The 25,640-nt window shown below is 70.4% G+C and carries 30 protein-coding genes; 15 read left to right on the top strand and 15 right to left on the bottom strand.

Annotated elements, in window-relative coordinates; genetic code table 11:
- Positions 1-52: 52 nt before the first annotated feature.
- Positions 53-490, top strand: a complete 438-nt coding sequence (locus ABD205_RS19465) for an OsmC family protein (protein WP_344047753.1) — start codon at positions 53-55, stop codon at positions 488-490.
- 4 nt (positions 491-494) lie between these two features.
- On the opposite strand, the gene ABD205_RS19460 is transcribed toward ABD205_RS19465, so the two are convergent.
- Positions 495-1,208: a peptidylprolyl isomerase gene (locus ABD205_RS19460; protein ID WP_344047752.1), complete on the bottom strand. Its 714-nt coding sequence runs from the start codon at positions 1,206-1,208 to the stop codon at positions 495-497.
- 75 nt (positions 1,209-1,283) lie between these two features.
- Positions 1,284-3,164: a CocE/NonD family hydrolase gene (locus ABD205_RS19455; protein WP_344047750.1), complete on the bottom strand. Its 1,881-nt coding sequence runs from the start codon at positions 3,162-3,164 to the stop codon at positions 1,284-1,286.
- A gap of 43 nt (positions 3,165-3,207) precedes the next feature.
- Here ABD205_RS19455 and ABD205_RS19450 point away from each other — a divergent pair, with 43 nt between their 5' ends.
- Together ABD205_RS19450 and ABD205_RS19445 are read left to right on the top strand one after the other, a co-directional pair.
- Complete coding sequence (locus ABD205_RS19450) at positions 3,208-4,089, top strand: LLM class F420-dependent oxidoreductase (protein WP_344047748.1); 882 nt, start codon at positions 3,208-3,210, stop codon at positions 4,087-4,089.
- A gap of 46 nt (positions 4,090-4,135) precedes the next feature.
- Positions 4,136-4,873: a sortase domain-containing protein gene (locus ABD205_RS19445; protein ID WP_344047746.1), complete on the top strand. Its 738-nt coding sequence runs from the start codon at positions 4,136-4,138 to the stop codon at positions 4,871-4,873.
- A gap of 1 nt (position 4,874) precedes the next feature.
- Here the strand turns inward: ABD205_RS19445 and ABD205_RS19440 are convergent, their stop codons facing one another.
- A complete protein-coding gene (locus tag ABD205_RS19440; RefSeq protein ID WP_344047745.1) occupies positions 4,875-5,372 on the bottom strand; it encodes an SRPBCC family protein in 498 nt (165 codons plus the stop codon).
- Positions 5,369-5,707 (bottom strand): ArsR/SmtB family transcription factor, encoded by a 339-nt coding sequence (locus ABD205_RS19435; RefSeq protein ID WP_344047744.1) that lies wholly within the window; start codon positions 5,705-5,707, stop codon positions 5,369-5,371. The genes ABD205_RS19440 and ABD205_RS19435 overlap by 4 nt, the downstream gene beginning before the upstream one ends.
- A 59-nt stretch (positions 5,708-5,766) precedes the next feature.
- Between ABD205_RS19435 and ABD205_RS19430 the strand changes: the two genes are divergently transcribed.
- The 3 genes from ABD205_RS19430 to ABD205_RS19420 all read left to right on the top strand — a co-directional run bounded on the left by ABD205_RS19430 (position 5,767) and on the right by ABD205_RS19420 (position 7,382).
- Positions 5,767-6,228: a GNAT family N-acetyltransferase gene (locus ABD205_RS19430; protein ID WP_344047743.1), complete on the top strand. Its 462-nt coding sequence runs from the start codon at positions 5,767-5,769 to the stop codon at positions 6,226-6,228.
- A 123-nt stretch (positions 6,229-6,351) separates the two neighbouring features.
- Positions 6,352-6,729, top strand: a complete 378-nt coding sequence (locus ABD205_RS19425; RefSeq protein WP_344047742.1) for a DUF2695 domain-containing protein — start codon at positions 6,352-6,354, stop codon at positions 6,727-6,729.
- A 44-nt stretch (positions 6,730-6,773) separates the two neighbouring features.
- Positions 6,774-7,382, top strand: coding sequence for a DNA-3-methyladenine glycosylase I (locus ABD205_RS19420; protein ID WP_344047740.1), 609 nt, complete (start codon positions 6,774-6,776; stop codon positions 7,380-7,382).
- Between the two features lie 6 nt (positions 7,383-7,388).
- Here the strand turns inward: ABD205_RS19420 and ABD205_RS19415 are convergent, their stop codons facing one another.
- Entirely contained in the window at positions 7,389-7,787 is a 399-nt protein-coding gene (locus ABD205_RS19415) for a nitroreductase family deazaflavin-dependent oxidoreductase (RefSeq protein WP_344047738.1), read from the bottom strand.
- Between the two features lie 130 nt (positions 7,788-7,917).
- On the opposite strand from ABD205_RS19415, the gene ABD205_RS19410 reads away from it, so the two are divergent.
- Entirely contained in the window at positions 7,918-8,727 is an 810-nt protein-coding gene (locus ABD205_RS19410) for a PP2C family protein-serine/threonine phosphatase (protein ID WP_344047736.1), read from the top strand.
- Between the two features lie 23 nt (positions 8,728-8,750).
- Entirely contained in the window at positions 8,751-9,299 is a 549-nt protein-coding gene (locus tag ABD205_RS19405; protein WP_344047733.1) for a GrpB family protein, read from the top strand.
- A 143-nt stretch (positions 9,300-9,442) separates the two neighbouring features.
- Here ABD205_RS19405 and ABD205_RS19400 read toward each other — a convergent pair whose 3' ends face one another.
- Positions 9,443-9,829, bottom strand: a complete 387-nt coding sequence (locus ABD205_RS19400) for a PGPGW domain-containing protein (RefSeq protein ID WP_344047731.1) — start codon at positions 9,827-9,829, stop codon at positions 9,443-9,445.
- Positions 9,830-10,004: 175 nt separating this feature from the next.
- Here ABD205_RS19400 and ABD205_RS19395 point away from each other — a divergent pair, with 175 nt between their 5' ends.
- Positions 10,005-10,613 carry a glutamine amidotransferase-related protein gene (locus ABD205_RS19395; RefSeq protein WP_344047729.1) on the top strand — a complete coding sequence of 203 codons (609 nt, stop codon included), beginning with the start codon at positions 10,005-10,007 and terminating at the stop codon, positions 10,611-10,613.
- Between the two features lie 77 nt (positions 10,614-10,690).
- Here the strand turns inward: ABD205_RS19395 and ABD205_RS19390 are convergent, their stop codons facing one another.
- The 3 genes from ABD205_RS19390 to ABD205_RS19380 form a co-directional block, all read right to left on the bottom strand.
- On the bottom strand, positions 10,691-10,918 hold the full coding sequence (locus tag ABD205_RS19390; protein ID WP_344047727.1) for a hypothetical protein: 228 nt from the start codon (positions 10,916-10,918) through the stop codon (positions 10,691-10,693).
- A 219-nt stretch (positions 10,919-11,137) separates the two neighbouring features.
- Positions 11,138-11,989 carry an aminoglycoside phosphotransferase family protein gene (locus ABD205_RS19385; RefSeq protein ID WP_344047725.1) on the bottom strand — a complete coding sequence of 284 codons (852 nt, stop codon included), beginning with the start codon at positions 11,987-11,989 and terminating at the stop codon, positions 11,138-11,140.
- Positions 11,990-12,027: 38 nt separating this feature from the next.
- A complete protein-coding gene (locus tag ABD205_RS19380; protein WP_344047723.1) occupies positions 12,028-12,321 on the bottom strand; it encodes a WhiB family transcriptional regulator in 294 nt (97 codons plus the stop codon).
- A 216-nt stretch (positions 12,322-12,537) separates the two neighbouring features.
- Between ABD205_RS19380 and ABD205_RS19375 the strand changes: the two genes are divergently transcribed.
- Positions 12,538-12,693, top strand: a complete 156-nt coding sequence (locus tag ABD205_RS19375; protein ID WP_344047721.1) for a hypothetical protein — start codon at positions 12,538-12,540, stop codon at positions 12,691-12,693.
- 17 nt (positions 12,694-12,710) lie between these two features.
- Here ABD205_RS19375 and ABD205_RS19370 read toward each other — a convergent pair whose 3' ends face one another.
- Positions 12,711-13,727: a zinc-dependent alcohol dehydrogenase family protein gene (locus tag ABD205_RS19370; protein ID WP_344047719.1), complete on the bottom strand. Its 1,017-nt coding sequence runs from the start codon at positions 13,725-13,727 to the stop codon at positions 12,711-12,713.
- Between the two features lie 133 nt (positions 13,728-13,860).
- Between ABD205_RS19370 and ABD205_RS19365 the strand changes: the two genes are divergently transcribed.
- The 4 genes from ABD205_RS19365 to ABD205_RS19350 all read left to right on the top strand — a co-directional run bounded on the left by ABD205_RS19365 (position 13,861) and on the right by ABD205_RS19350 (position 18,209).
- On the top strand, positions 13,861-15,393 hold the full coding sequence (locus ABD205_RS19365; protein WP_344047718.1) for a UDP-N-acetylglucosamine 1-carboxyvinyltransferase: 1,533 nt from the start codon (positions 13,861-13,863) through the stop codon (positions 15,391-15,393).
- A gap of 86 nt (positions 15,394-15,479) precedes the next feature.
- Complete coding sequence (locus tag ABD205_RS19360) at positions 15,480-16,250, top strand: glycerophosphodiester phosphodiesterase family protein (RefSeq protein ID WP_344047717.1); 771 nt, start codon at positions 15,480-15,482, stop codon at positions 16,248-16,250.
- Positions 16,247-17,632 carry an MFS transporter gene (locus ABD205_RS19355; RefSeq protein ID WP_344047716.1) on the top strand — a complete coding sequence of 462 codons (1,386 nt, stop codon included), beginning with the start codon at positions 16,247-16,249 and terminating at the stop codon, positions 17,630-17,632. The genes ABD205_RS19360 and ABD205_RS19355 overlap by 4 nt, the downstream gene beginning before the upstream one ends.
- Before the next feature lie 190 nt (positions 17,633-17,822).
- Complete coding sequence (locus ABD205_RS19350) at positions 17,823-18,209, top strand: RNA polymerase-binding protein RbpA (RefSeq protein WP_344047714.1); 387 nt, start codon at positions 17,823-17,825, stop codon at positions 18,207-18,209.
- A gap of 24 nt (positions 18,210-18,233) precedes the next feature.
- Here the strand turns inward: ABD205_RS19350 and ABD205_RS19345 are convergent, their stop codons facing one another.
- The 4 genes from ABD205_RS19345 to ABD205_RS19330 form a co-directional block, all read right to left on the bottom strand.
- Complete coding sequence (locus tag ABD205_RS19345; protein ID WP_344047712.1) at positions 18,234-18,698, bottom strand: FxsA family protein; 465 nt, start codon at positions 18,696-18,698, stop codon at positions 18,234-18,236.
- A 31-nt stretch (positions 18,699-18,729) separates the two neighbouring features.
- Complete coding sequence (locus ABD205_RS19340; protein ID WP_344048209.1) at positions 18,730-19,452, bottom strand: polyprenol monophosphomannose synthase; 723 nt, start codon at positions 19,450-19,452, stop codon at positions 18,730-18,732.
- 62 nt (positions 19,453-19,514) lie between these two features.
- Positions 19,515-21,098 carry an apolipoprotein N-acyltransferase gene (gene lnt, locus ABD205_RS19335; RefSeq protein ID WP_344047711.1) on the bottom strand — a complete coding sequence of 528 codons (1,584 nt, stop codon included), beginning with the start codon at positions 21,096-21,098 and terminating at the stop codon, positions 19,515-19,517.
- A gap of 291 nt (positions 21,099-21,389) precedes the next feature.
- Positions 21,390-21,845, bottom strand: coding sequence for an Lrp/AsnC family transcriptional regulator (locus tag ABD205_RS19330; RefSeq protein ID WP_344047709.1), 456 nt, complete (start codon positions 21,843-21,845; stop codon positions 21,390-21,392).
- 73 nt (positions 21,846-21,918) lie between these two features.
- On the opposite strand from ABD205_RS19330, the gene ABD205_RS19325 reads away from it, so the two are divergent.
- Positions 21,919-22,830: a 5'-3' exonuclease gene (locus ABD205_RS19325; protein ID WP_344048207.1), complete on the top strand. Its 912-nt coding sequence runs from the start codon at positions 21,919-21,921 to the stop codon at positions 22,828-22,830.
- On the opposite strand, the gene ABD205_RS19320 is transcribed toward ABD205_RS19325, so the two are convergent.
- Positions 22,820-25,633: a DEAD/DEAH box helicase gene (locus tag ABD205_RS19320; RefSeq protein ID WP_344047708.1), complete on the bottom strand. Its 2,814-nt coding sequence runs from the start codon at positions 25,631-25,633 to the stop codon at positions 22,820-22,822. The genes ABD205_RS19325 and ABD205_RS19320 overlap by 11 nt on opposite strands.
- Between the last annotated feature and the right edge of the window lie 7 nt (positions 25,634-25,640).

Genomic DNA, 25,640 nt, shown 5'->3' with positions numbered 1-25,640 from the left:
ACCATGACCCAGTGCCCCGCTGCTCGCGACCCACACGTGGAATCCTTCGACCATGACCGACGCCACATCCGACCACCGTTCCGTCGACCTCGAGAAGGTGGGCGAGCACCGTTACAAGGCCGTCAACGCCCGTGGAGGGGTGCTCACCCTCGGACACGGGGACGATCCCGACTTCACACCTGTCGAGCTGCTGCTGGCCGCGCTGGCGGGCTGCGGCGCGATCGACATCGACTTCATCACCGGCAAGCGGGCGCCGTTCGAGACGTTCGCGGCACGAGCCGAAGGTGACAAGGTCCGCGACGAAGGTGGGAACCACTTGGTCGGCCTGACGGTGACCTACGACGTGACGTTCCCGGCGGGCGAGGGCGGCGACGCGGCGCGTGGCGTCCTCGAGTCGGCGATCCAGCGCAGCCAGGACCGGCTCTGCACCGTCGGCCGCACCATCACGCTGGGCGACGACGTGCGCTACCGCACCGGCACGCTGGAGTGACGGGTCAGCCGACGGTCACCTTGGTGAACTTCACCGGTGTCTTCGGCGCGCCCGTGCCGTCCGGGTTCGTCCCCGCGTTGCCCTTGGCCGCGACCGCCTTCAGGGTCGAGATCGTCTCTGGCGCGATCGTCCCGAACACGGTGTAGTCGGGCGAGAGCCCGATGTCACCGAACACCATGAAGAACTGCGATCCGTTGGTGTCGGGCCCGGAGTTGGCCATGGCGAGCGTGCCTGCGCCGTAGGTCTCCGAGCCGGTGAGCTCGTCGGCGAAGACGTAGCCGGGGCCACCCGCGCCGGCCGACGCCAGCTGCGAGGGGTCCTTGGCCGTCGGGTCCCCGCACTGCAGCATCGGGAACTGGGCCGGGTCGCCGATGCGGTGGCAGTAGATGCCCTCGAAGAAGCCCTGCTCGGCGAGCGAGACGAAGGAGTTGACCGTGCACGGCGTCTTGTCCGCGTCGAGGGTGAGCTTCAGGTCGCCGACGGTCGAGCTGATCGTCACCGGCACCTTCCCGGTCTTGCTCGGGTCGCTGGGCGGGAGCTTGACGTCGCTGGAGGAGCCGTCGGGGGAGTAGGTGCAGGCCCCGCCCGCAGGCGAGCTGCTCCCGGTCGCGCCGCCCCCTGCCGCGCTGCTGTCCGAGCCGCTGTCCGAGCTGCCGCATGCGGCGAGTGTCGTACCGGCGGCGAGCAGGGTGACGGAGAGCAGTGTGCGCTTCAGCATGGCTCGCATCGTAGGTGCCTTCGCTGTGCCCTCGGCGAACGGGCTACTCGACCCGGCACACGACACTCGCGCCGCTCAGGGTCGGTCCCGCGTCGGCAGCACCAGGCTCGAGGGGAAGGCTGTCGAGGAGTGCACGGTCAACGCGGTGAGCACACCTGGCGCCTGGGGGAGGGTCGGCGCGAGGTGGGGGACGTCGAAGGCCTGCACCGAGAGCCGCAGGCGGTGACCGGGCTGGATGGCCGCGCCGGTCGGGAAGACCTCGACGTCGACGGGCACGACCTGCCCGGGCTGGGCCGGGGCGACCGACGCGCTCGTGAACGGGTGGTAGGGCTGCACGACCCGGCCGTCGAGGTAGCGCGAGCGAGCGGTGTCGAGGCTGCGCATCGAGATGACCTGCCAGCCGCCGGTGAGCCGCTTCACCGAACCGTCGGGCGCGACGTCGCTGACGCCGACCGACAGCATCCCGTCGCCGGTGTTGCTCGAGACGAAGAGCCGCGCGTCGATCGGCCCGAGGATCGGCAGCGCCCGGGTCATGGGCGGCGTCTCGAACAGCGTCGCCGAGGCGTCGTTGACCCGGTTGTCGTCGAGGCAGGCGCCGTTGAGCAGCTGCAGCTGCGAGAGCAGCCCCGCCGTCCACTGGTCGGACGAGCGCGAGCACAGTCCGGCGACCGGCACCGGCAGCACCGTCGCCCGGTCGTCCCCGGTCGGCGCTGTGCCGAGTGTGCCCGGGGAGCCGGGCGCTGCCGAGCCGGCGAGGGACAGCGCCGTCGCGCGAGTGTCGGACTGGTCGACCCAGCGGTTCGCCGTACGCCACCGGTCGGTGCCCTGCTCGAAGTAGGTGATCGGGGCGATGTCGTCCAAGCCGGGGTCCGGCAGACCCTTGACCCAGTGGTCGAACCAGCGCAGCTGCAGCTCCTCGAGGCTCCCGTGCCCGGCGTCCGCGAGGCCGTCACCGGCGGAGGCCTGCAGGTGGTTCCAGGGGCCGACGACCATCTTCACCGGCACCCCGTGCTGCTGGAGGCGCTCGAAGAGGAGCGGGGTGCCGCGCTGGAAGAGGTCGTACTCGCCCGACACCAGGAACGTCGGCACCTGGACGCGGTCGACGACGTTGATCGGCGACCGCTGGGCGTAGAAGTCTCCGTCGTACGCCTGCTCCCGACCGCCGAGCGCGTCGAGCAGCATCGGTCCCGTGAAGCTGCCGAGGGTCGAGAGGTGCTGGGCGAGCGCCGTCACCCCGGACCGGGGGTCGGTCGCCGTGACCGCGGGTGGGATGGCGCCGGCGCCGGTGACCAGCCCCAGCCAAAGCGGGATGAAGCCGACGTCCACCTGGCCGCCGCTGGCCACCACGTCGCGGTAGACGTCGGCCGCCGGTACCTGGGGAAAGATCGCCTTCAGCCCCGGCGGGCGGGTGGCGGCGGCGAAGATCTGGTCGATCCCCATGTACGACGGCCCGGACATGGCCGTCGACCCGTTGCTCCAGGACTGCGTTGCCGCCCAGGTCATGATCTCGCCCGCATCGGTGTCCTCACGGGTGCAGAACGCGCACCACGAGCCTTCGGAGGAGCCGGTGCCGCGCGCGTCGACCGTCAGCTGCGCGTACCCGCGCTGCACCAGGTACGCCGGCTGGGCGCCGAGCAGACCGCTCGCGGCGGGCGACGCCTGGGCCGACTTGTTGTACGCCGTGATGGTGACGACCACCGGCCACCGGCCCGGCACGACGGCGCCGTCGGTGTCCGCCGGCAACGTCAGGTCGCCACGCAGCACGGTGCCGTCCGACATCGGGATCGCGAGGTCGTGTCGCGTCGCCGTGCCGGGGTAGTCGGGGGGCCGCGGCGTCCAGCTTGCCGCGGACGCCGGCGGGACGGGCACGCCCAGCAGCCCGACCGGCCCCGCCAGCACCAGCAGCCCGGCCAGCACGCCGATCGTCGCGAGATGGGTCAGTCGTCGCAGCGCCATGCCGTGACCAACGGCACATCCAGGCCGGGGTTACTGTGGCGGCATGGACGCCGGTATCCACTACTTCTCCTTCACCCACCCTGACTGGGAGCACCAGCTGACCGACCGCCTCACGGCGACGGCCCAGACGGCCGATCAGGGGGGCGTCTCGCTGCTCACCGTGATGGACCACTACTTCCAGATGATCCCGGTCGGCGGGCCGTTCGAGCCGATGCTCGAGGGCTACGCGACCCTGGGCTACCTCGCGGGCGTCACGCAGGACATCAACCTCGGGCTGCTCGTCACCGGTGTGACCTACCGCCACCCCGGCCTTCTGGCGAAGATCGCCACCACGGTCGACGTGCTCTCGCGCGGGCGTGCCTGGCTCGGCATCGGCGCCGCCTGGTACGACCGGGAGCACGAAGGTCTCGGAGTGCCGTTCCCCTCGACCGCCGAGCGGTTCGAGCGCCTCGAGGAGGCGCTCCAGATCGTCAACCAGATGTGGTCCGACGACGACGGGCCCTATGCGGGCAAGCACTACCAGCTCAAGGAGACGATCAACCTGCCCCAGCCGCCGCGGGGCCGGCTGCCGATCCTGATCGGTGGCGGGGGAGAGCGCAAGACGCTCCGGCTGGTGGCGCAGTACGGCGACGCCTGCCACCTCTTCGTCCGGGAGGGCAAGGACGCCATCGCCCACAAGCTCGAGGTGCTCAAGGGGCACTGCGACGCGGTCGGCCGCGACTACGACTCGATCCGCAAGACGATCGGCGGAGGTGGCGGCGGGATGGACCCGGTCACCGACAGCGATGCTTTCCTGGCCGCCATGGAGGAGTACGCCGAGCTCGGCGTCAGCCTCGTCACCGTCTCACCGCCGATCGGAGGCGACCCGCAGGCCTGGACGGAGCAGTTCACCGGGTCGGTGCTGCCGCGTCTGAAGGAGATCTAGCCCGACGCGACCGTCTGGGATCGGCCGTCGTGGGTACTTCCGGCACATGCACCCCTCTGCTCACACCGCCCCCATCGGTCACCGGCCGACCGGTCGTTCGCCGCGGAGAGCCGCCGCCCTCACCGCCGCGCTCGCCATCGGCGCCGTCACGTACGTCGGCGTGCCACCCGGCCCCGCCCAGGCACGCCCCGTCGGGGCCCACGCCGTCGCGGCCCCGGCACGGACCGCGATCGTCTACGGCAGCGGGAAGCCGCGCGACGCACGATTGACGATCCCGGCGATCGGCATCCGGCGGCTCTCCGTCATCGCCTACCGCGGCAAGACCGACGACGGGCCGGGCACACGGATCCAGAACCGCGGCATCGCCGCCAGCCCCTACGGCAAGGACGGCGGCACGGGCCCGGGCGGCATCGGCAACTACCAGGTCACGGCCCACCGGTCCTCACACGGCGGCATCTTCAGGCGGGTGCCGTCGCTCGACCCTGGGGACAGGGCGTACGTCGACGCCGGCGCGTGGCGCTACGTCTACCGCATCACCCGCACGCGGTGGGTGTCGTTCCGCTCGGCGGCTTCACTGCGCGCGCAGCGTGCCGCGGTCCCGGGCCACCCCGACCGCACGGCACACCGGGGCTACATCACGATCTCGACGTGCGCGACGTTCGAGGACCATGCGCGCGGCGACTACTGGACGGACCGCTACGGCAACCCCGAGCACCGGATCGACAAGATCGGCGTGCTGGTGCGGCGGGTCCACAACCCCTTCTTCCACCGCAGGCACCGCTGACTCAGACCGAGGCAGGCTCGGCGAGCAAGCCGTCGATCTGGCCGAGGGCCAGCGTCATGCCCTCCTCCATGCCCATGTCGGCGACCTGCTGCAGGTGCTCCAGGCTGGAGAAGTGGGTGGTCACGGTCATCCGCGAGCCGGGTCCGCCGTCCTCGATCGACACCTCGATGCGCATCGGCGCGGGGTCGTCGAGGAACTCGCCGTCTGCGTCGGCGAACGCGTCGGTGAACACCAGGCGGTGCGGGGGCGCGAGGTCGGTGACCTTCCAGGCGCCGTACGCGTGCTCGCCCTCGGGGCCGGTCATGTAGTAGTGGCTGCGCCCGTCGACGGCGAAGTCGTGGCGCGTGAAGGTGGCCGGCCAGGTCGGCGGACCCCACCATCGCGAGAGCTGCTGAGCGTCCTCCCACACCTGCCAGACGCGGGCGGGCGGGGCGGCGAACTCGGACGTGATGGCGAGCGTCAGACGCTCGGGGTCGCGGTGTGAGCTGACGACGGTCATGAGGGGGTCCCTTCCTCGGACAGGATGTCGGCGATGGCGTCGACGCGCTGCTCCCACAGCTGCTCGTAGGCCTGCAGCAGCTCTGCGGCGCGGTGCAGCGTCTCTCGGTCGGCGCGCACGAGCTGCTCGCGCCCACGGCGCTCTTTCGTGACCAGCGTGGCGCGCTCGAGGACGGCCACGTGCTTCTGGACGGCGGCGAAGCTCATCGCGTAGTGGCGCGCCAGGCCGGAGACCGACTCCGGTGCCCGGGCCGTGCGCGTGAGGATGTCGCGCCGGGTCACGTCGGCGAGAGCGCCGAAGATCCGGTCTGTCGCGACATCATAATCTACAACCATGAGGTTGTACATTACGCCGGGCCCGGATGCGCTGCAAGGGGCCGATACTGTGTCTCGCCGTGGATCTGCGCTTCGAGCTCGACGACCTGACCCGGCCCGCGATCATCGCGTTCCTCGAGGAGCACCTCGAGGACATGCACGCCGTCTCGCCGCCCGAGTCCGTGCACGCTCTCGATCTCACGGGGTTGCGTGGGCAGGATGTGGCGTTCTGGTCGGCGTGGGAGGGGGAGTCCCTGGCCGGCTGCGGGGCGCTCAAGGACCACGGCGACGGCACTTACGAGCTGAAGTCGATGCGAACGTCGTCCGGGGGCCGGGGGAGGGGAGTGGGCTCGGCGCTGCTCCGCTTCCTCCTCGACCAGGCGCGTGTCCGTGGCGCCGCGCGGGTGTTGCTGGAGACCGGGTCGGAGGAGTACTTCGCCCCTGCTCGGAGGTTGTACGCCCGTCATGGGTTCGAGGTGCGCGGGCCGTTCGCCGACTACACCGACGACCCGAACAGCGTCTACATGGAGCTCGCGCTCTGATTGGGGGCCGGTCGGCGTCCACAGCGTGACGCCGAACCGGCTCGTCCACAACTCCGGCCACACCCGAACACGGCTGTCGGTCATCCGTCCGACGATCGGTCACATCCGATCCGAGGAGGAGAGATGACGATCACCGAGGTCCCTGTCAACGCCGCCCCTGTCAACGCCCCTGTCAACGCCCCCGACCGTGCCCCGGGCCCCGACGAGTGCCTGGTGTGCTTCGTGCTGAGCCGTGTCGATCGCGACGGCTGTGACAACACGCTGCGCTGGGCGCGGTCCTATCGGGACGCGGTCGCGCTGGGCGACCGCGGCCTGGAGCGCCGGCTCGAGGCGGTCGGAGGCTACTGCGACTGCGAGATCCTGGTGAACGCCTTCGTGCCCACCTCGGTTGCGGCCGACGGGGACGAGTGGCCCGACGAGCTGCCCGAGTGCGGGGGAGTGCGGCATGGGTCCACGGTCCCCTGCCGGCACTGGGCGGCCGTGTCGGCGGGACGTCGATGACGCCCGCCTCCGCTTTGTCGGTGGCCGGTGGGAGGCTGACCCTCGTGACCGCCACGTTCATCGCGCCCGACGGCGACCCGCGCTGCGCCTGGAGCGGCTCGGCCCCGGACTTCCTCGACTACCACGACACCGAGTGGGGTTTCCCTGTCGCCGACGACCGCAGACTGTTCGAGAAGGTCAGCCTGGAGGGCTTCCAGTCGGGTCTCAGCTGGCGCACGATCCTGGCCAAGCGGCAGAACTTCCGTGCCGCGTTCCGCGGATTCGACTTCGCCGAGGTCGCGTCCTTCACCGAGCGCGATGTCGAGCGGCTGCTGCAGGACGCGGGCATCGTTCGCCACCGCGGGAAGATCGAGGCCGTCATCAACAATGCCGGCCGGGCCGTCGACCTCGTCGAGCAGGAGGGCTCCATCGCGGCTTACGTCTGGCGCTTCGAGGATCCCGAGCCCGAGCGCGTCCCCGAGTGGCGGGCGACCTCCCCGGCGTCGGTCGCGATGTCGCGCGACCTCAAGAAGCGTGGTTGGCGCTTCGTCGGCCCGACGACCGCCTATGCCTTCATGCAGGCGATGGGTCTGGTCAACGACCATGAGACCGGCTGCGTCGTCCGCGAGCAGGTGGCCGCGGCGCGCGCGAGCTTCACGCCGCCCGGGGGCTGACGTCGATCACGTGGTCGCACGGACACGCCGCACGCGCAGGAAGTCGGTCAGGGACCAGCGCTTCAGGATCTCGCGCTGGGGGAGCCGGGCGACGTTGAGCACTTCCGACTTGTCGACGAAGGTCGGGTCGCTCACGTCGTACCGCACGCCTCTCCAGACCATGGTGCCGCCGCCGGCCGCGCGGAGGTTGCGGACCCAGTCCGTGTCGCGACCCCACGGCAGCCCGACGTAGAAGACGCCGACCGCAGGAAAGACGGCAACGGGCGTGCGATACAGCGCGCCCGATCTCCGTCCGACATGGTGGACGAGCGCCCAGACCGGCATGGCGCGGGTGCCGGCCAGCTTCACGGCCACACGGTTGAAGACCAGCACGGCGCGGTTCGGCGGATGCCTTTCGGTTGCCATGCTCAACCGTCGGTCCGGCCGCCCGAGATGTCCAGACCCTTCGCACGAGGCCGCCGTTCGGGCATGATGGCCGGAACCCCGGCACCCGGGGGGTGGTCCGGACTGCCCGTCGGAGGGAGGAGTTCGAGCGATGCTGAGGTTCGACTACGCGGTGGCTTCTCACGTCGGGCTCGTCCGCGACGGCAACGAGGACTCGGGATTCGCCGCCCCCTATCTGCAGCTGGTCGCCGACGGGGTCGGCGGCGCGGCGGCCGGGGAGGTCGCGTCGGCCACGACCGCCTACGTCGTCAGCGCCATGGTCGCCGCCGATCCGGGGGCCGACCCCGCGACGTTGCTGCGACGGTCGGTCGCCGAGGCGCACCTGCAACTGCGTGAAGGTGTGCGGCGGTGTCCGGAGTGGGCGGGCATGGCGACGACCCTCACGGCGGTCGTCGCCCACGACGGCCAGTTCCACCTGCTGCACGTGGGGGACTCGCGCGCCTACCTGCTGCGCGGCGGCGAGCTGGCGCAGCTGACCGACGACCACACCCTGGTCCAGTCGTTGATCGACGACGGCCTGCTGTCGGAGGAGGGCGCCGCCGACTTCGCGTTCCGCTCGGTCGTCCTGCGGGCGGTGAGTGGGGAGGCGCCGGTCGAGCCCGACGTACGCCGCCTCGACCTGAGCCCAGGTGATCGGCTGCTGCTGTGCAGCGACGGGCTCTCCGACCTCGTCCCGGCCGACGTGATCCGGGATGCTCTGCTGACCGGGGACCTCGAGGACGCGACCGCGGCACTCGTCGACGCCGCGCTGGCCGCCGGAGGCCGGGACAACGTGACGTGCCTGGTCGCAGACGTCATCGACGGGCCGCCGATCAGTCGCGACGGCCGTGTCGTCGGCGCGTTGGCTGATCCGCGCCTCATCGTGGACCCGGGTGCGGTGAAGGTCGCGCACCCGGTGTGAGTGGCCGGCGATAGCCTGGCGCCGTGCCTGTGGTGGTTGTGCCGTACTCGTCTGACTGGCCGGTGCATTTCGAGCAGGTCGCACGCGACTTGCGAGCCGCGTTGGCCGCAGTTCCGTCCGCGACCGTCGAGCATGTCGGGTCGACGTCCGTGCCCGGTTTGGCGGCGAAGCCCATCCTCGACATCGACGTCATCGTGGAGGGCGTCGACATGGACGCGGCGGTCGCGGCGCTCGTCACTGTCGGCTATGCGCACCGTGGGGATCTCGGAGTTGCAGACCGGGAGGCGTTCGCGTCGCCCGACGAGGAGCCGCGGCGCCATGTCTACGTCTGCCGCGCCGGGACCCTCAACGTTCGCAACCACCTCGCTGTCCGGGACGCGCTCCGTGCGCGGCCGGACCTGCGCGACGAGTACGCCGCTACGAAGCTCGCGCTGGCGGCCGACGCCGCGATGGACATCGACACCTACATCGCGCGCAAGTCCACGGTCCTGCAGAAGGTGCTGGCTGCCTCGGACCTGACTCCCGACGAGCGGCTGCGGATCCTGCGCCTCAACGACCCGAGCGCAGGATGAAGGCTCGGAGCTGAGCCTGAGGGCGCGGTCGCGCAGCAGTGGGGCCACTTCCGCTGCCGCCGCGGCGCGCCACGCGGAGCGACCACGGCGTGTCGCGCCGTTTCAGTCTGCAGAGTTGGCCCCGCCTGACGGTGCGGAGCCCGTCACAAGAACGCTTGCGACCCCAAGAACGTCGTGATCGCACCGGTGGCGAGGGTCGTGACGACCAGGAAGCCGGCCGTGCCGGCGATGCCGGCGAGTCGCCGAACGGGGGAGCCGTCACGGGGGAGCGCTGTCTGCTTCGCGCGGGCGAGCGCGCGACCGAGCAGGGCCAGGAGGCCACGGGCCCACTGATACTCCACCGCCAGCAGTGCAAGGCCGAGCGCGATGACCACCAGGCCAGGGCCGGGAAGGACCAGCATCGCGACACCAGCGAGCACCACGAGCGGTCCGCCGACCGTCACGAGCACCTTCACCGCGATGGCGCGCACCGGACCCGAGCCCGACCAGGTCTCGATGCGGGACAGCAGCGACTGAGCGCGCGGAGACAAGGTCGCGTGAGACAAGAGGACTTCCCGGGGACGAGGCTGTGGGTGGCATCACGAGTGTCGGGCAGCCTTCTGAGAGCATCCTGAGCCGTAGCATCCGCATGTGACGACAGGCCCGAACATCGCGTTGCTGGGGGACGAGCGTGGCCATCGGAGCCACCAGGAGCTCAACGCGCTGGTGCCTCGTCTTGCCGAGGAGCTCGGAGTCTCGGCGGCCTGGCTGCCGACCGACTCACGCTTCGATGTGACTGCCTTCGACGGCGTATGGCTGGTGCCGGGCTCACCGTACGCCGACGACGAGGCGGTCATCGACGCCCTTCATGAGGTGCGGAAAGGCGGCGTCCCGTTCCTCGGGACCTGTGGCGGCATGCAGTACGCCGTGATGGAGTTCTTGCGGTTCGAACTCGGTCAGGTGGCCACCCACGCCGAATCCGACGGTGAGCGAGACGACAATGCCGTCATCGCCCTGGCGTGCTCGCTCTACGGCAAGGCAAGCACTGTGACACCTGTCGCAGGATCACGCTTCGCGGGCTGGTCTCCGGAGCCGTTCGAGGGCATGCACTTCTGCAACTACGCTGCTTCGCCCGACAGCGTGGCGGCGCTCGCGACCGCAGGGGTCGTCGTCGGAGCCACCGGAGACGAGGCCGGCGCGGAGGTTCTGGAATTCCCGGATCACCCGTTCTACGTCGCGAGCATGTTCCAGCCGCACATCGGCGCGTCAGCGGGCGCGCCCATTCACCCGCTCATCCGCGCGTTCGTGAGCGCTGTTCACGCGTCTCGCCGCTGACCGGCCTCAGGGGACGCGGCGGTGTTCGCGGGGAGAGTGCAGGTAGGGCGGATCTACATAAGTTGACATAATGTCGCTTATCGGCGATGCCAAGCAGCCAGGGGATCACGCTGCTCGCTGGGCCGTCGCAGCCACCGCAGCCCCCGAGTGGCTGCCCGGATCAGGGCCAAGGCGATGACGATCCCGCCGACATTGAGAACCATCGCAGGGAATAAGGGCAGTTCGTTGGCCCAGTGGCTCATCGACAGGATGCCGACGACAACGGCCAACAGGTTCTGGATGGTGGCCAGCGTCTGTGGCTTCACGGGCTACTCCTTCGTTGCGCGCAACGTATCGGATCTGCTGCCGGTGCAGGACCAGACTCGACCGACCCACGGTGAAGGCTCGCCAGATGCCTTTTGAGAACCCCGCCAGCGAGGCGACCTCGGCGCGTCGGACGATGTGGGCGTGTGGGCTGAGAGACGACAGGTCAGGGCCTGTATTGCTTTCGACGGGCCGTCGGACCCTACTGATGTGCGGTCAGCTCAGCCGACGCTCGCATACAGCGAGCCCAGCCGGCGATGCCCGAACCGCTCGAACTCCACGTCGCCGACGCCGTACGCCCACACAGCCGTGCCCACCGCCTGGCCGACGAGGTCGCGGCGCCATTGCTCGGGCTCACGAGGATCGTCACCGTAGCCGTCGAGGAATGCGGCCTCCAGTCTGGGATCGCGCGAGAAGTCCTGGCCGGCCAGGCGGAGGAAGTCCTCGGTCGGCGGCCGCAGGTCGGCGCGCCCGAAGTCGATCACCCGCACGACTCCCCCGTCGATCAGCCAGTTGCGTGGCTGCCAGTCGCCGTGGGTCGGCACGACGATCGACCCTCCGCTGGGCCAGGTCGCCAGCTCCGCCCGCACCGACTCCTCGATCTCCGGATCGATCCGGTGCGGGCCGTCGAGACTTCGCTGGACCCGTGCACGGAACTTGTCGTGCCATTCGTCGTCGTACGTCGACATCTGACCGTGGTACGCCGCCAGCAGCTCGCCCGCCTGGCGGTAGGCGTCGGGGTCGTCCTGAGCAGGCGTCCCTTCGAGCAGCCGCCCGGGCAGATACCGCGTGACCAGCACCTTGGCCTCAGCGTCGCCGTACAGAAGCTCGGGTGCGTGCCCGGTCGTGACCCACGGCCGCAGCCACTCCCGGTGAGCTCGCAGCTCACGCTCGATGTGGCCGTCCGACGGTCCGCCCGCCTTCAGGACGAGTCGGCCGTGGAGGCTGCTCAGCTCGAGCACGACGGTCTCGACCAGCCCCCAGCTGTGATCGACCAGGACCCGGGCATCCGGCACCCAGCGGGCGACGAGGTCACGCTGCTCCGGCCTGAGCCGACTCAGTTCATCCACCACGCGAGGCAGACTACTGATCCGACGGCGTCCGCTCCCCCTCAGCTCGCGAGCGGGGTCGCGTCCTTGCGCGGTCGCCCACGCGGCCGCTTGAACGTCACCACCGAGCCGTTCTCGAACAGCTCCCCGCCCCACACGCCCCAGGGCTCGCGCCGCGCGGCGGCCTCCTCGAAGCACGACTGCTGGAACGGGCACGTGCGGCACAGCGACTTCGCGCGCTCGACCGCGGCCGGATGCGAGGCGAACCACAGATCGCCGTCCGTGCCGCTGCACGGAACCTCGTCGACCCGCTCGAGGAAGCTCGGCGCGGGAGTGTCGTAGGCACTGTGGGTCATGCCCTCAGCCTGGCCATCTGAGGTACCTGGCCACATCGGGAAAGATCCCTAGTCCGACCGGTTCCAACCTGGTGGCCCGTCTGGGTGGTTCCACCCAGTTTCGGCCCCGCGCGGCTCATCGCGGGTGGAACGTTGCCGAAACGGTATCCAAACACGCCGCGACGCCTACGCCAACCAGCAGACCTGTGGGCGCATCGTGGATTCAGGAGGCCAGCAATGTGGGACACCGTCGAGATCGCGACCGAGCACCTCTCCCATGACCTGCCCTGCCCGCGCTGCGGCCATGCCGGGCACCGCTACCTCGCGTGCGACACGCACGCATGCGGCTGCGCCGCGCACCCGTTCCCGGGTGACGCGGCGTCCCCCGCCTAGACAGGCCCGATCTGCACTCAGGGCTGCAGGAAGACCTTGATGGCGGTGCGCTCGTCCATCGCGCGGTAGCCGTCCGCGACCGACTCGAGCGGCAGCGTCATGTCGAAGACACGACCGGGATCGATCCGGCCGTCCAGCACCAGGGGAAGCAGCTCGTCGAGATAGCGACGTACCGGCGCCATCCCGCCCGCCAGGCCGACGTTCTTCACGAACATCTGCCGCACGGGCAGCGTGACGCCGTGGGGCGCCCCGACGAAGCCGACCATGGCTCCGGGACGCGCCACCGAGAACGCAGTGTTCATGGCCTGGCCGGTCCCGACGCACTCCAGGACGGCATCGGCTCCGACGCCGTCGGTGAGCTCGAGGACCTCCGCCTCACCCTCCTCGCCGCGGGTCGCGACGATGTGCGTCGCTCCGAACTCCATCGCGAGCTTCTGGCGGTCGGCGTGGCGTGACATCGCGATCACCTTCTCGGCGCCCATCACCGACGCGGCGATGACGCCGCACAGGCCGACAGCGCCGTCGCCGACGACGACCGCCGTCCCACCCTTGCGTACGCCGGCGGCGACGGCGGCGTGCCAGCCGGTGGCCATGACGTCGGTGAGCGAGAGCAGCGACGGCATCAGCTCCGCCCCGGGGTCGCCGGGGACCTTGTAGAGGGTCCCCTCGGCCTGCGTGACGCGGGTGTACTCGGCCTGGCCGCTCATGGTGAAGCCGACGTGGGTGCAGGCCGACTGGACGCCCGCCAGGCAGTGCGGACACGTGTTGTCGCAGTGGCAGAACGGCACGATCACGAAGTCGCCCGGCCGGAACGACGTCACCGACGAGCCGACCTCCTCGACGATGCCGAGGCACTCGTGGCCGATCGTCATGCCCGGGGTGATCGTGTTGTCGCCGCGGTAGTTCCACAGGTCCGAACCACAGATGCAGCTCGCCGTGATCTTGACGATCGCGTCGGTCGGCGCCTCGATGACCGGGTCCGGCACCTCGGTGAAGCGGATGTCCTTCAGGTCATGCAGTGTGGTTGCGCGCATGCCTCCATGGTGTCAGAGTCGGGTCTGCCGCTCCCCTCCCCCTGTGCTCCACCGCGGGAACACGCGGGAGCACCGGGACACACCGACCCCGGCGTCTGTGGATCTATCTCATGTATGAGTTACCGTGGCCGACATGAGCGAGGGATACAAGGGCCGCATCGGCAACCTCATCCGCGACGCCCGCACTCACCGCGGGCTCACCCAGGCCCAGCTGGCCGAGCGACTCGGCACCAGTCAGAGTGCGATCAACCGCATCGAGAAGGGCCAGCAGAACCTCACCCTGGAGACGATCGCGCGCATCAGCGACGCCGTCGACTCGGAGATCGTCAGCCTGGGCGCCGGCCCCGTGCACCTCCGGGTCACGGGTCCGACGACGCTCTCGGGCAGCATCGCGGTGAAGACGTCGAAGAACGCCGGTGTCGCGCTGCTGTGCGCGTCCCTCCTCAACAGGGGACGCACGACGCTGCGCAAGGTCGCCCGCATCGAGGAGGTCAACCGGCTGATCGAGGTGCTCAACAGCCTCGGCGTCCAGACCCGGTGGCTGAACGACGACAACGACCTCGAGATCGTCCCGCCGCGCGAGCTGCGCCTGGACAACGTCGATGAGGACGCGGCCCGACGTACCCGCTCCGTCATCATGTTCCTCGGGCCGCTGCTGCACCGTGCGCGCACCTTCGACCTGCCCTACGCCGGCGGCTGCAACCTCGGCACCCGCACCGTCGAGCCGCACATGTCGGCGCTCCGCTCGTTCGGGCTCGAGGTCAAGGCGACCGACGGCGCCTACCACGCGACCGTCGACCCGCGGATCGTTCCCGGCCGCCCGATCGTGCTCACCGAGCGCGGCGACACCGTCACCGAGAACGCACTGATGGCCGCCGCGCTCCACCCGGGCACGACCGTCATCCGCAACGCCAGCTCGAACTACATGGTCCAGGACCTCTGCTTCTACCTGCAGCGGCTCGGCGTCCGTGTCGAGGGCATCGGCACCACCACGCTGACCGTCACCGGCCTGGAGACCATCGACGTCGACGTCGACTACGCGCCGGCCGAGGACCCGATCGAGGCGATGAGCCTGCTCGCTGCCGCGATCGTCACCGACTCCGAGATCACCATTCGCCGGGTGCCGATCGAGTTCCTCGAGATCGAGCTCGCGACGCTCGAGGAGATGGGCTTCCACTACGAGCGCTCCGAGGAGTACGACGCGGCCAACGGCAAGACCCGCCTCGTCGACATCACGACGAAGCACTCGGTGCTGCACGCGCCCAACGACAAGATCCACCCGATGCCGTTCCCCGGCCTCAACATCGACAACCTGCCGTTCTTCGCGGTCATCGCCACGGTCGCGACGGGCTCGACGCTGCTGCACGACTGGGTCTACGAGAACCGCGCCATCTACCTCACCGAGCTCACCAAGCTCGGTGGGCAGGTCAAGCTCCTGGACCCGCACCGGGTGATGATCGAGGGGCCGACGCACTTCTCGGGCGCCGAGATCGTCTGCCCGCCGGCGCTGCGGCCGGCCGTAGTGATCCTGCTGGCCATGCTCGCCAGCAAGGGCACCAGCGTGCTGCGGTCGACGTACGTCATCGCCCGTGGTTACGAGGACCTCGCCGAGCGTCTCAACGAGCTCGGGGCCAACATCGAGCCGTTCCGGGACCTCAGCCACTGAGCTGATCCGGGGGCATCCGCGACTCGGAGCGCCGTTCGTCGCCAGCTTGCGTACGCGGGAGCGTGATCCGGGTCATACTCTCCCCCGTGACCAAGCTGGGCCCGGTGGTGGCGTTCGCTCACCGCGGCGGCGCCTACCACCCCGACATCGAGGGACTCGAGAACACGCTGGCGGCCTTCGAGCACGCCGTGGCTCTCGGCTACAGCCATCTCGAGACCGACGTGCACACGACCAGCGACGGCGTACTGCTCGCGTTCCACGACGCCGTGCTCGACCGGGTGACGGACACGAGCGGCGAGATCGCGACGATGACGCTGGCCGACGTCCGAAAGGCTCGGATCGGGACGCACCACCAGGTGCCGACCCTGGCCGAGCTCTTCGACTCCTTCCCGGGGGCGAGCTTCAACATCGATCTCAAGTCGCGTACGGCGGCGTCGGCGCTCGCGGCGTTCCTCGACGAGCGCTCCGCCTGGGACCGCGCGGTCGTCAGCTCCTTCTCCCCCGCGACGCTCCGGATGTTCCGCCGGCTCTCGGGCGGGCGTGCCCGCACCGGCGCCCACCCGCTCGAGGTCGCCGCCTACCTGCTGCTGCCGAGCGCCCGGCTGGCCCGGCTCCTCACACCCGGCCGTCCGGTGGCGCTGCAGATACCGCACACGCGCGGGCCGGTCGTCGTCGCGAGCCGCGGCCTGATCCGTCGCGCGCACGCCAACGGCCTGCAGGTGCACGTGTGGACGATCGACGACCCGGCCGAGATGCGGGAGCTCCTCGACCGCGGGGTGGACGGTCTGATGACCGACCGCACAGACCTGTTGAAGGACGTGCTCGTGGCGCGCGGCCAGTGGAGGGACGAAGAATGAGGCAGACCGATCCGGCGCCGATCGCCGACCTGGCGCCGGTGCGCAGGCGCGCTCAGCAGCGTGCCTGGAACTGGTACGACTGGGCGAACTCGGCCTTCTACACCACGACCCTCACGGTCCTGTTCGGACCGCTCATGATCACCGTCGCCGGCCGCGCGGCCGGCTGCGGCGGCAGCCCCGACGACACCTGCAAGAAGACCGTCGACGTGCTGGGCCTGCACCTGGCGGCGGGGTCGCTGCCGTCGTACCTGACCAGCTTCGCCACGATCGCCAGCGCGTTCATCCTGCCGGTCGTCGGCGCGCTCGTGGACCGCAGCGGGCGCAAGAAGATGCACATGGCGTGGTTCGCCTGGTCGGGCTCGTTCTTCGCGGCTCTGCTGTTCTTCCTGCGGGGCGACAACTGGCAGCTGGGCGCCGTCGTCGTCGTGATCGCGAGCATCCTCGCCGGATGCTCGCTGGTCAGCTACTACGCGATCATGGTCGACATCTCCACCGAGTCCGAGCGCGACGGTGTGTCCGCCCGCGGCTGGGCCTTCGGCTACCTCGGCGGCGGCCTGCTGCTGCTGATCAACCTCGGCATGGTGCTCGGCCACGGTGCGCTCGGCATCGACAAGGAGCTGGCCGTCCGACTCTCACTCCTGAGCGCGGCGCTGTGGTGGGCGGGCTTCACGATCATCCCGGTGGCCAAGCTCAAGAACGTCCCGCCGCGCAACGTCTTGCCGGAGCCCGGCGGTCTGCTGAAGCGCAGCTTCGGCCAGCTGTGGGCCACGCTCAAGGACCTGCGCAACTACCCCATGACGATGACCTTCCTGCTCGCCTACCTCTTCTACAACGACGGCATCCAGACGGTCATCTACAGCGCCTCGATCTACGGCTCCAAGCAGCTCCACTTCGGGGAGAGCGTGCTCATCGCCGCGATCCTGCTCATCCAGTTCGTCGCGTTCGGCGGCGCGCTGTTCTTCGGTCGCTTCGCCGCCAAGTACGGCGCCTACCGCTGCCTCGTCTGGGGCACCGTGGCCTGGATGGTGATCGTCGTCGGCGCGATGTTCCTGCCCGAGAAGAACATCGCCCTCTTCCTGCTCGCCGGGGTGGCGATCGCGCTGGTCATGGGCGGCACCCAGGCACTGTCGCGGTCCTTCTACAGCCTCTTCATCCCCCGCGGCCGGGAGGGCGAGTACTTCGCGCTCTACAACGCCTGCGAGCGCGGCACGTCGTGGTTCGGCACGCTGCTGTTCGGTGTGGTCTTCCAGGTCACAGGCTCCTACCGACCCGCGATCCTCTCGCTCATCGTCTTCTTCGCTCTGGGGCTGGTCCTCCTCCTCCGGCTCGACACCCGCCGCGGCATCGCCGAGGCGGGGAACGCGGTGCCGAGCGTCGTCTGAGAACGCGTGTGACCGACGTCAAGACCGGGAACCTGGTGATTGTCGGAATCTTGGGCGGCTCGGTACCGTTGAAGACTTCGCAGGGGGACTTGGCCTACGTCGTCACGATCGGCGCGATGGTCGTCTGACGAATGGCCTGCGGTGACTGCCGGACCGGTGGTCAGCGGGAGACGAAACAGGAGGTGCCGCGATGGCGGAGCGCACACTACGAGGTGCCCGACTCGGAGGCCAGAGCTTCGAGGACGAGCGCGGGATCGAGTTCGCCGCGCGGCAGCAGGTCGGGTACCGCTGTCCTCAGGGGCACGGTTTCGAGATCACGATGTCGGACGAAGCCGACGTCCCGGCGGTGTGGGAGTGCCCGCGCTGCGGCCAGGAGGCGCTGAGCATCTCCGGTGTCCAGCCCGAGGCGAAGAACGAGAAGCCGGCCCGCACGCACTGGGACATGCTGCTCGAGCGCCGCTCGGAGAAGGAGCTCGAGGAGATCCTCAAGGAGCGCCTGGAGCTGCTGCGCGACGGCGAGATCGGCCCCGCGCACCTGCACCGCGCGAACAGCAGGAAGCGCAAGGCAAGCGCCTGATCGCCCTCCCCCGCCGGTCGGGGGTCAGTCGATCACCTCGCCCCGGACCACGGAGTCATCTCCGGGTCCGGGGCGCTTGTGTGCCACCACGGTGGTGACGCGACGGGCGACCAGCGCGGTCAGGACGCGGCGCCCGAGGGGGCGGGTGAAGGGCAGCAGCAGAAGGACGCCGAAGACGTCGGTCACGAAGCCGGGGCTGAGCATCAAGGCTCCGGCGAGCACGATCAGCGCGCCGTCTGCGAGCTCGCGGTGCGGCATCCGACCGTCCTGAAGCGCCTCGCGGAGCGCTGCGTACGCCTTGGCTCCCTCGCGCTTGATCAGCCATGTGCCGAGGATCGAGTCGGCGACGAGCAGCAGGAGCGTCCAGCCGACGCCGATGGCCTGCCCGACCTGGATGAGCACCCACAGCTCGACGATCGGGACGATCAGGAACGCGGCGAACACGGCCCACACCCAGGCGGGACGGCGGCGGCTTCGAGTCGGACTCACCTGACCATGATCCCGCGCACCGCAAGCGGTGTCAGCGGCGGCCCAACGCGCGCCGCAGCTGGGCCCGTCGCTGCTGGATGCCCCAGCGGGTGACACGCTTCATCGACTCGGCGGCGACCCCACCGCTCATCTTCGACGCACCGCGCACGCGCTCGACGAACTCGATCGGCACCTCGGCCACCGTCAGGCCGGCCTGCAGGGCCCGGGTGACGAGCTCGGTCTGGAAGACGTACCCCGTCGACTGCACCGTGGACAGGTCGATCTTCTCGAGCGTGGAGCGTCGGAACAGCCGGTAGCCGGCCGTCGCGTCGCGGACCTTGATGCCCAGCAGCAGGCGGACGTAGAGGTTGCCGCCGCGCGAGAGGGCCTCTCGCGACAGCGGCCAGTTCACGACCGAGCCACCAGGCACCCAGCGCGCGCCGATGACCATGTCGGCACGCGCGAGCGCCTCGAGCAGCCGACCGAGCTCCTCGGGCTGGTGGGACCCGTCGGCATCCATCTCGCCGATGACGTCGTAGCCCTCGGCGAGGGCCCACCGGAAGCCGTGGAGGTACGCCGCGCCGAGGCCGGCCTTCTCGGTCCGGTGCAGCACGTGCACCTGCCGGTCCGCGGCCGCGAGACGGTCGGCGATCTCACCGGTGCCGTCCGGGGACCCGTCGTCGACGACGAGCACGTCGACCGCGGGCTGGGCACGGCGCAGCCTGCCGACGACCCACTCGAGGTTCTCCGCCTCGTTGTACGTCGGCACGCACATCACCACACGGCCGAGGTCGGCCGGCTGCCTCGCGCCGGTCGCCTCGCCGGCCCTGCTGTCGCTCACGTCAGGCTCATCTCCTGGTCGGGTGAATCGGGTGCATCCGGGTGGGATGCTCGCACAACGCTACGACGGCGCCGACCCTGGAGTCCTGCGAACAGCAGGGCACCGAGCGTGATCACCGCGAACGCGCGCCCCGGCCACGGCCCGAGCCGGACGGCGGGCGTCAGCGCGTCCACCAGGCCGACCTGCTCGTCGAGCACGGCCGTTGTCCGCGGCTGCGCACGTGCGATCACGCGGCCGTCGGGTCCGATGACACCGGTCAGCCCGTTGGTCGAGGCCACGACCACGTACCGGCCGGTCTCGATCGCGCGCAGCCGGGTGATCGCGAACTGCTGCTCGATCTGGTGGGTGAAGATGAACGTGGCGTTGCTCGTCTGCACGGTCACCAGGCGGGCGCCGCGCGCGACCTGGTCGTCCAGCACGTCGTCGTACGCGACGTCGAAGCAGATCGCGTCCGCCACCTTCGTCCCCGCGACGGTGAGCGGCTCCTTGCCGGTGCCGGCCACCATGTCGCGGCCGATGATGGCGAGCCGGCCGAAGTTCCAGTTGTCGATCACGCCGCGGAACGGGATGTACTCGCCGAACGGCACCGGGTGTCGCTTGGTGTAGCGCTCCCCCGGCCCCGTCACCGGGTCCCAGACGATGCCCTGGTTGTAGATGTGCGTCGGGCCGCCGTCGACCATGCCACCGACCATCACGGGCACGCCGACCGACTGCACGGCGGACACGATGGCGGCGTTGTCGGCGCCGTCGCTGAACGGGTCCGCCGCCGTCGAGTTCTCCGGCCACACGACGAACGCCGGGGGCTCGTCGGTGCCGGCGCGCACCCGCTCGGCGAGCTGGATCGTCGCCTCGGCGTGGTTGCGGGTCACCTGCCGGTGGTCCCACAGGATGTCGTTGCCGGGCCCCGGCACGTTGCCCTGCACCGCGGCCACGTTGATCCGACCGGTCTCCTCGGCCTGCCACGGTCGTACGTCGGCCGCCACGACGGCCACGAGGACGGCCGCGATGCCCGCCAGGCCGAGCAGGTGGCGCCCTCGGCGGGCGATCAGCAGCCAGGTCAGCAGGGCGCCGAGCAGCGCGAGGGCGAAGCTGACGCCGGTCGCGCCGACGTACGCCAGCGACGGCGCGACGGGCGTGTCCGCCACGGCGTAGGCCAGCCTCCCCCACGGCATGCCGCTGAACGGCCACCCGCTGCGCACGAACTCCATCGACGACCAGGCGGCCGCCACCCACAGCGGCCAGAACGGTAGCCGCGAAAGCAGCGGGACGATCGCGCCGAGGGCGCCGTAGAAGAGCGCCTCGATGCTGGCCAGCGCGATCCAGGCATCGGTGCCGACGGTGCGCATCCAGACGATGTGCGTGAAGTAGAACGCCACGCCGAACGCGAGGCCGACCACGAACCCGACCCGCGGGCGCACGCCGCGCACCGACAGGAAGAACCCGGCGAGGGCGATCGGCATCAGCCACGGCAGCGCGACCGGCTCGAAAGCGGCCGCCAGCATCAGCCCGGATCCGACGGCCAGCGCCAGTCGGACGGCGAGGACGAGGACGCGCGGCACGCGCACACGGTACGCGCTCATCCTGAGGATTGGAGAGCCTCGGGAAGGACCCCGGTGCACGTCGGGCCAGCCCGCACCCGACCGGTTGCCGGGCGCGGGAGTTGTCTATCGAGACCGGGGTCCTTCCGCGGCGGTGAGTCCGCGACAACGGACCGACATAGATTCACTGGGTTGACGCGGAGAGTCAACCCTGCTCTGACCTGGGAAGACGATCGTTGCCGCAGGTCAGCGACGGTGTACGGAAGGCGAAAACGAAGGGGTCAATCCGTGACGTCCTCGGCGTGTCGTCCGCGACACGCCGAGGCCATCCCCTCAATCGGTGACAGGACGATTTTCGTAGTAGGTCGAGAGCACGATCGTCGTCCTGGTCGAGACGTTGGCGAGGTTGCGGATGCGGCCGAGGAGGTCCTCCAACGCCGCCGGGGTGGCGGTCCGGACCTTGAGCACGTACGACTCATCACCCGCCACCGACCAGCACGACTCGATCTCGGAGATGTCTCGCACCCGCTCCGGGCAGTCGTCGGGCTGGGAGGGGTCGATCGGCCGGATCGAGACGAACGCCGTGAGCGGCAGTCCGAGCTCGGCGTGGTTGACCGTGGCGCCGTATCCCTGGATCAGCCCACGCTGCTCGAGCCGCTTCACCCGCTGGTGCACAGCGGACGTGGACAGCCCCGTCGCCTTGCCCAGATCGGTGAAGGACATCCGGCCGTCACCCGCCAGGAGCTGGAGGATCTTGCGGTCGGTGCTCTCGACGGCGGAATCTGTCACGGCGGTCACTGTAGCCACCCGCGCCCGCGCGGCGCGCGGGCGTGATTGGATGCCGGACGTGACCCGTCGGCTGATGCTCCTCGACTCCGCCTCGATGTACTTCCGCGCCTTCTACGGGGTGCCCGACATCGCGGCGCCCGACGGCACGCCCGTCAACGCCGTGCGCGGGCTGCTGGACTTCATCGCGCGGCTGGTCGAGCAGTACTCCCCCACCGACCTCGTCTGCTGCTGGGACAACGACTGGCGCCCGCAGTGGCGCGTCGACCTGATCCCGTCGTACAAGGCCCACCGGGTGGTGACCGAGAACGCCGTCGGTCCGGACGTCGAGGAAGTGCCGGACCCGCTACAGATCCAGGTGCCGATCATCGTCGACGTCCTCGAGGCGTTCGGGATCGCGCTGCGCGGGGCGGACGGCTACGAGGCCGACGACGTGATCGGCGCGCTCGCCACAGGCGCCGGGATGCCCGTCGACGTCGTGACCGGCGACCGCGACCTGTTCCAGCTGGTCGACGACGAGGCCGGCGTACGGGTGCTCTACATCGCCCGCGGCGTCGGCAACCACGAGCGGGTGGACGACGCCTGGGTGCACGCGAAGTACGCCGTCCATGCCGCCCAGTACGCCGACTTCGCCACGATGCGCGGTGACGCCTCGGACGGCCTGCCCGGTGTGCCGGGTGTCGGCGAGAAGACCGCGGCCGGCCTGCTGGGCCGCTTCGGCGACCTGCCCGGCATCGTCGCGGCCGCCGCCGACCCGTCGTCCGGGATGGCGCCCGGTCCGCGCGCGAAGATCCGCGCGGCCTCCGACTACCTGGCCGTGGCGCCGAAGGTCGTCGAGGTCGCCCGCGACCTGCCGATCGACCGGGACGGCACCGCGCTCCCCCAGGTGCCCGCACATCCCGAGCGCCTGACCGAGCTCGCGGAGCGGTTCAACCTCGCCGGCCCTGCTGCCCGCGTGACGACCGCCCTCGCCGGGCTCAGTCGCTGAGACCCGAGTAGGCCACGACGCCCCGCCTGAGCAGCTCCACGAGGTCGCGCGCGTTGCGGCGGACCGGAGAGTCCCCGGCGGCCTTCGCGACCTGACCGGCGAGGTCGATGAGCTGCTTCATCCAGCGGACGAAGTCGCCCGCGGCCAGCTCGATGGCGCCGAGCACCTCGTCGAGGTCGTCGCCCTCCGCCCAGCGATAGGCGGCCCAGGCGAAGCCGAGGTCGGGCTGGCGCAGGAAGTCGAGCTTGTTGTCGCGCTCCAAGGCGTCCAGGTCGGCCCAGGTGCGGACCATCGCCGCGATGGCCTCGTTGGCGCGGCCGCCGGGCAGCCGGGGCGCCGAGGCGTCGTCGGGGCGCCGCGCCTCGAAGACGAGCGTGGACAGGGCGGCCGCCAGCTCGGAGGGGGTGAGCGCGTCCCAGACACGGTGCCGCAGCGACTCGGCCGCGACGAGGTCGAGCTCGGAGTAGAGCCGCATGAGCGGACGTCCGAGCGTGGTGACCTGCTCCCCGTCGAGGTAGCCGAGCGCGGTCAGCACGTCGCAGACCCGGTCGAACTGCCGTGCCACGGTGTTCGTGCGCGACTCGACCCGGCGCGCCAGCGTGTCGGCGTCCCTGCGCAGCTTGAACCACCGCTCCGCCCAGCGGGCGTGGTCCTCCCGGTCGGGGCACGAGTGGCACGGATGCGCCTTGAGCTGCTGGCGGAGGTCGGCGACCTGACGCTCGACGCCGGGCGGGAGTCCCTGCCGCCCGGGCTGCTGGCCGCCCGAGCGCAGGTGCGACGGCGGGATGTCGCGGGTGCGCTCCCGCAGCGCGCTGGAGAGGTCACGCCGCATCTGCGGGTTGCGGCCGTTGAACGTCTTCGGGATCCGCATGCGGCTCAGCGCGTGCACCGGCTCCTGGAAGTCGATCATCGCGAGCCGACGGGCCTGCCGGTCGAGCGTCACGACGTAGGGCCGCGGGCTGTCCGGGTCGAAGCCGGGGTCCACGACGACGGCGTACCCGGCGAACTTGCCGGACGGCACGTCGATGACGTCGCCGATCTTGAGCCGGGACAGCGACTGCAGCACCTCGTCGCGCCGGTCGGCGCGTCGGGCACGGGACGCGTCCTTCTCGGCGTCGCCGATCCGGTGACGGAGCGCGGCGTATTCCATGAAGTCGCCACGGTCGCAGGTGGCGCTCTCGCGGTAGCCGTCGAGCGCATCCTCGGCCTTCTTCAGCTGCCGCGCCAGCCCGACGACCGCCTTGTCGGCCTGGAACTGTGCGAAAGACTGCTCCAGCAGCTCGCGCGAGCGCGACCGGCCGAACTGGTTCACCAGGTTGACCGCCATGTTGTACGACGGCCGGAAGCTCGACCGCAGTGGGTAGGTGCGGGTGGAGGCGAGTCCGGCGACCTCGCCCGGGTTCATGCCGGGCTGCCACAGCACGACCCCGTGGCCCTCGACGTCGAGACCGCGGCGGCCGGCCCGTCCGGTGAGCTGGGTGTACTCCCCCGGCGTGATGTCGGCGTGCGTCTCGCCGTTCCACTTCGTCAGCTTCTCGATGACGACGGTGCGCGCGGGCATGTTGATGCCGAGGGCCAGCGTCTCGGTGGCGAAGACGACCTTGATCAGGCCGCGCACGTAGAGCTCCTCGACGACCTCCTTGAACGCCGGCAGCATGCCCGCGTGGTGCGCGGCGACACCGCGGGTCAGGCCGTCGAGCCAGTCGTGGTAGCCGAGGACGTGGCGGTCCTCCCCGGGCAGGTCGGCGCAGGCGGCCTCGACGTACTCGTGGATCTCATCACGCTCGGCCGGCGTGGTCAGGCGGACGTTGGCCGCCAGGCACTGGGTGACCGCCGCGTCGCAGCCGACCCGGCTGAAGATGAACACGATCGCCGGCAGCAGACGGTCGCGCTCGAGGGCGTCGATGACGTCGACGCGGGAAGGGATCCACACCCGCCGGCCGTTGCCGACGTTGCGGCGGTCCTTCGCCGTGCCCCTGGCGTTGCGGTCCCGAGGGCTGCGCCGGTCGCGGATCCGGGTCGAGGCCCAGTCGTCGCGCGCGATCCGCAGCAGCTCGCCGTTGACGGGCGCACCCTCCTTCACGAAGCCAGCGGCAGCATCGACGTCGGAGGAGGCGAACAGGTCGGTGATCCGCTTGCCGACCATCACGTGCTGGTAGAGCGGGACCGGCCGCCTCTCCTCGAGGATCGTCGTCGTGTCTCCGCGCACGGTGGAGAGCCACTCCCCGAACTCCTCGGCGTTGCTGACGGTCGCGCTGAGCGACACCAGGGTCACCGACTCCGGGAGGTGGATGATGACCTCCTCCCAGACCGCGCCACGGGAGCGGTCGGCCAGGTAGTGGACCTCGTCCATGACGACGAAGCCGAGACCGAGCAGCGTCGAGGAGCCGGCGTAGAGCATGTTGCGCAGGACCTCGGTCGTCATGACGACGATCGGAGCCTCGCCGTTGACCGTGTTGTCGCCGGTCAGCAGACCGACCTCGTCGGGGCCGTAGCGGTCGACGAGGTCGTGGTACTTCTGGTTCGACAGCGCCTTGATCGGCGTCGTGTAGAACGCCTTGCGCCCGGTCGCGAGAGCGAGGTGGATCGCGAACTCGCCGACGATGGTCTTGCCGGATCCGGTGGGTGCGGCGACGAGCACGCCCCGCCCGTCCTCGATCTCGCGGCAGGCGCGGGCCTGGAAGTCGTCGAGCGGGAAGTCGTAGAGGGCCGTGAAGTCCCGGAACACCGGGTGCTTGCGGTCACGGCTGAAGCTCGCGTAGCGCTCTGCCGGACCTCGGCCTGTCGACAGGTCGGCGTCCATGCGCTCC

It is taken from the genome of Nocardioides panacihumi, from assembly GCF_039530925.1.
In the GTDB taxonomy this organism is placed as follows: Bacteria; Actinomycetota; Actinomycetes; order Propionibacteriales; family Nocardioidaceae; genus Nocardioides; species Nocardioides panacihumi.
Note: the sequence above shows the minus strand (reverse complement) of the source record. Positions and strands in the feature narration are given on the sequence as shown.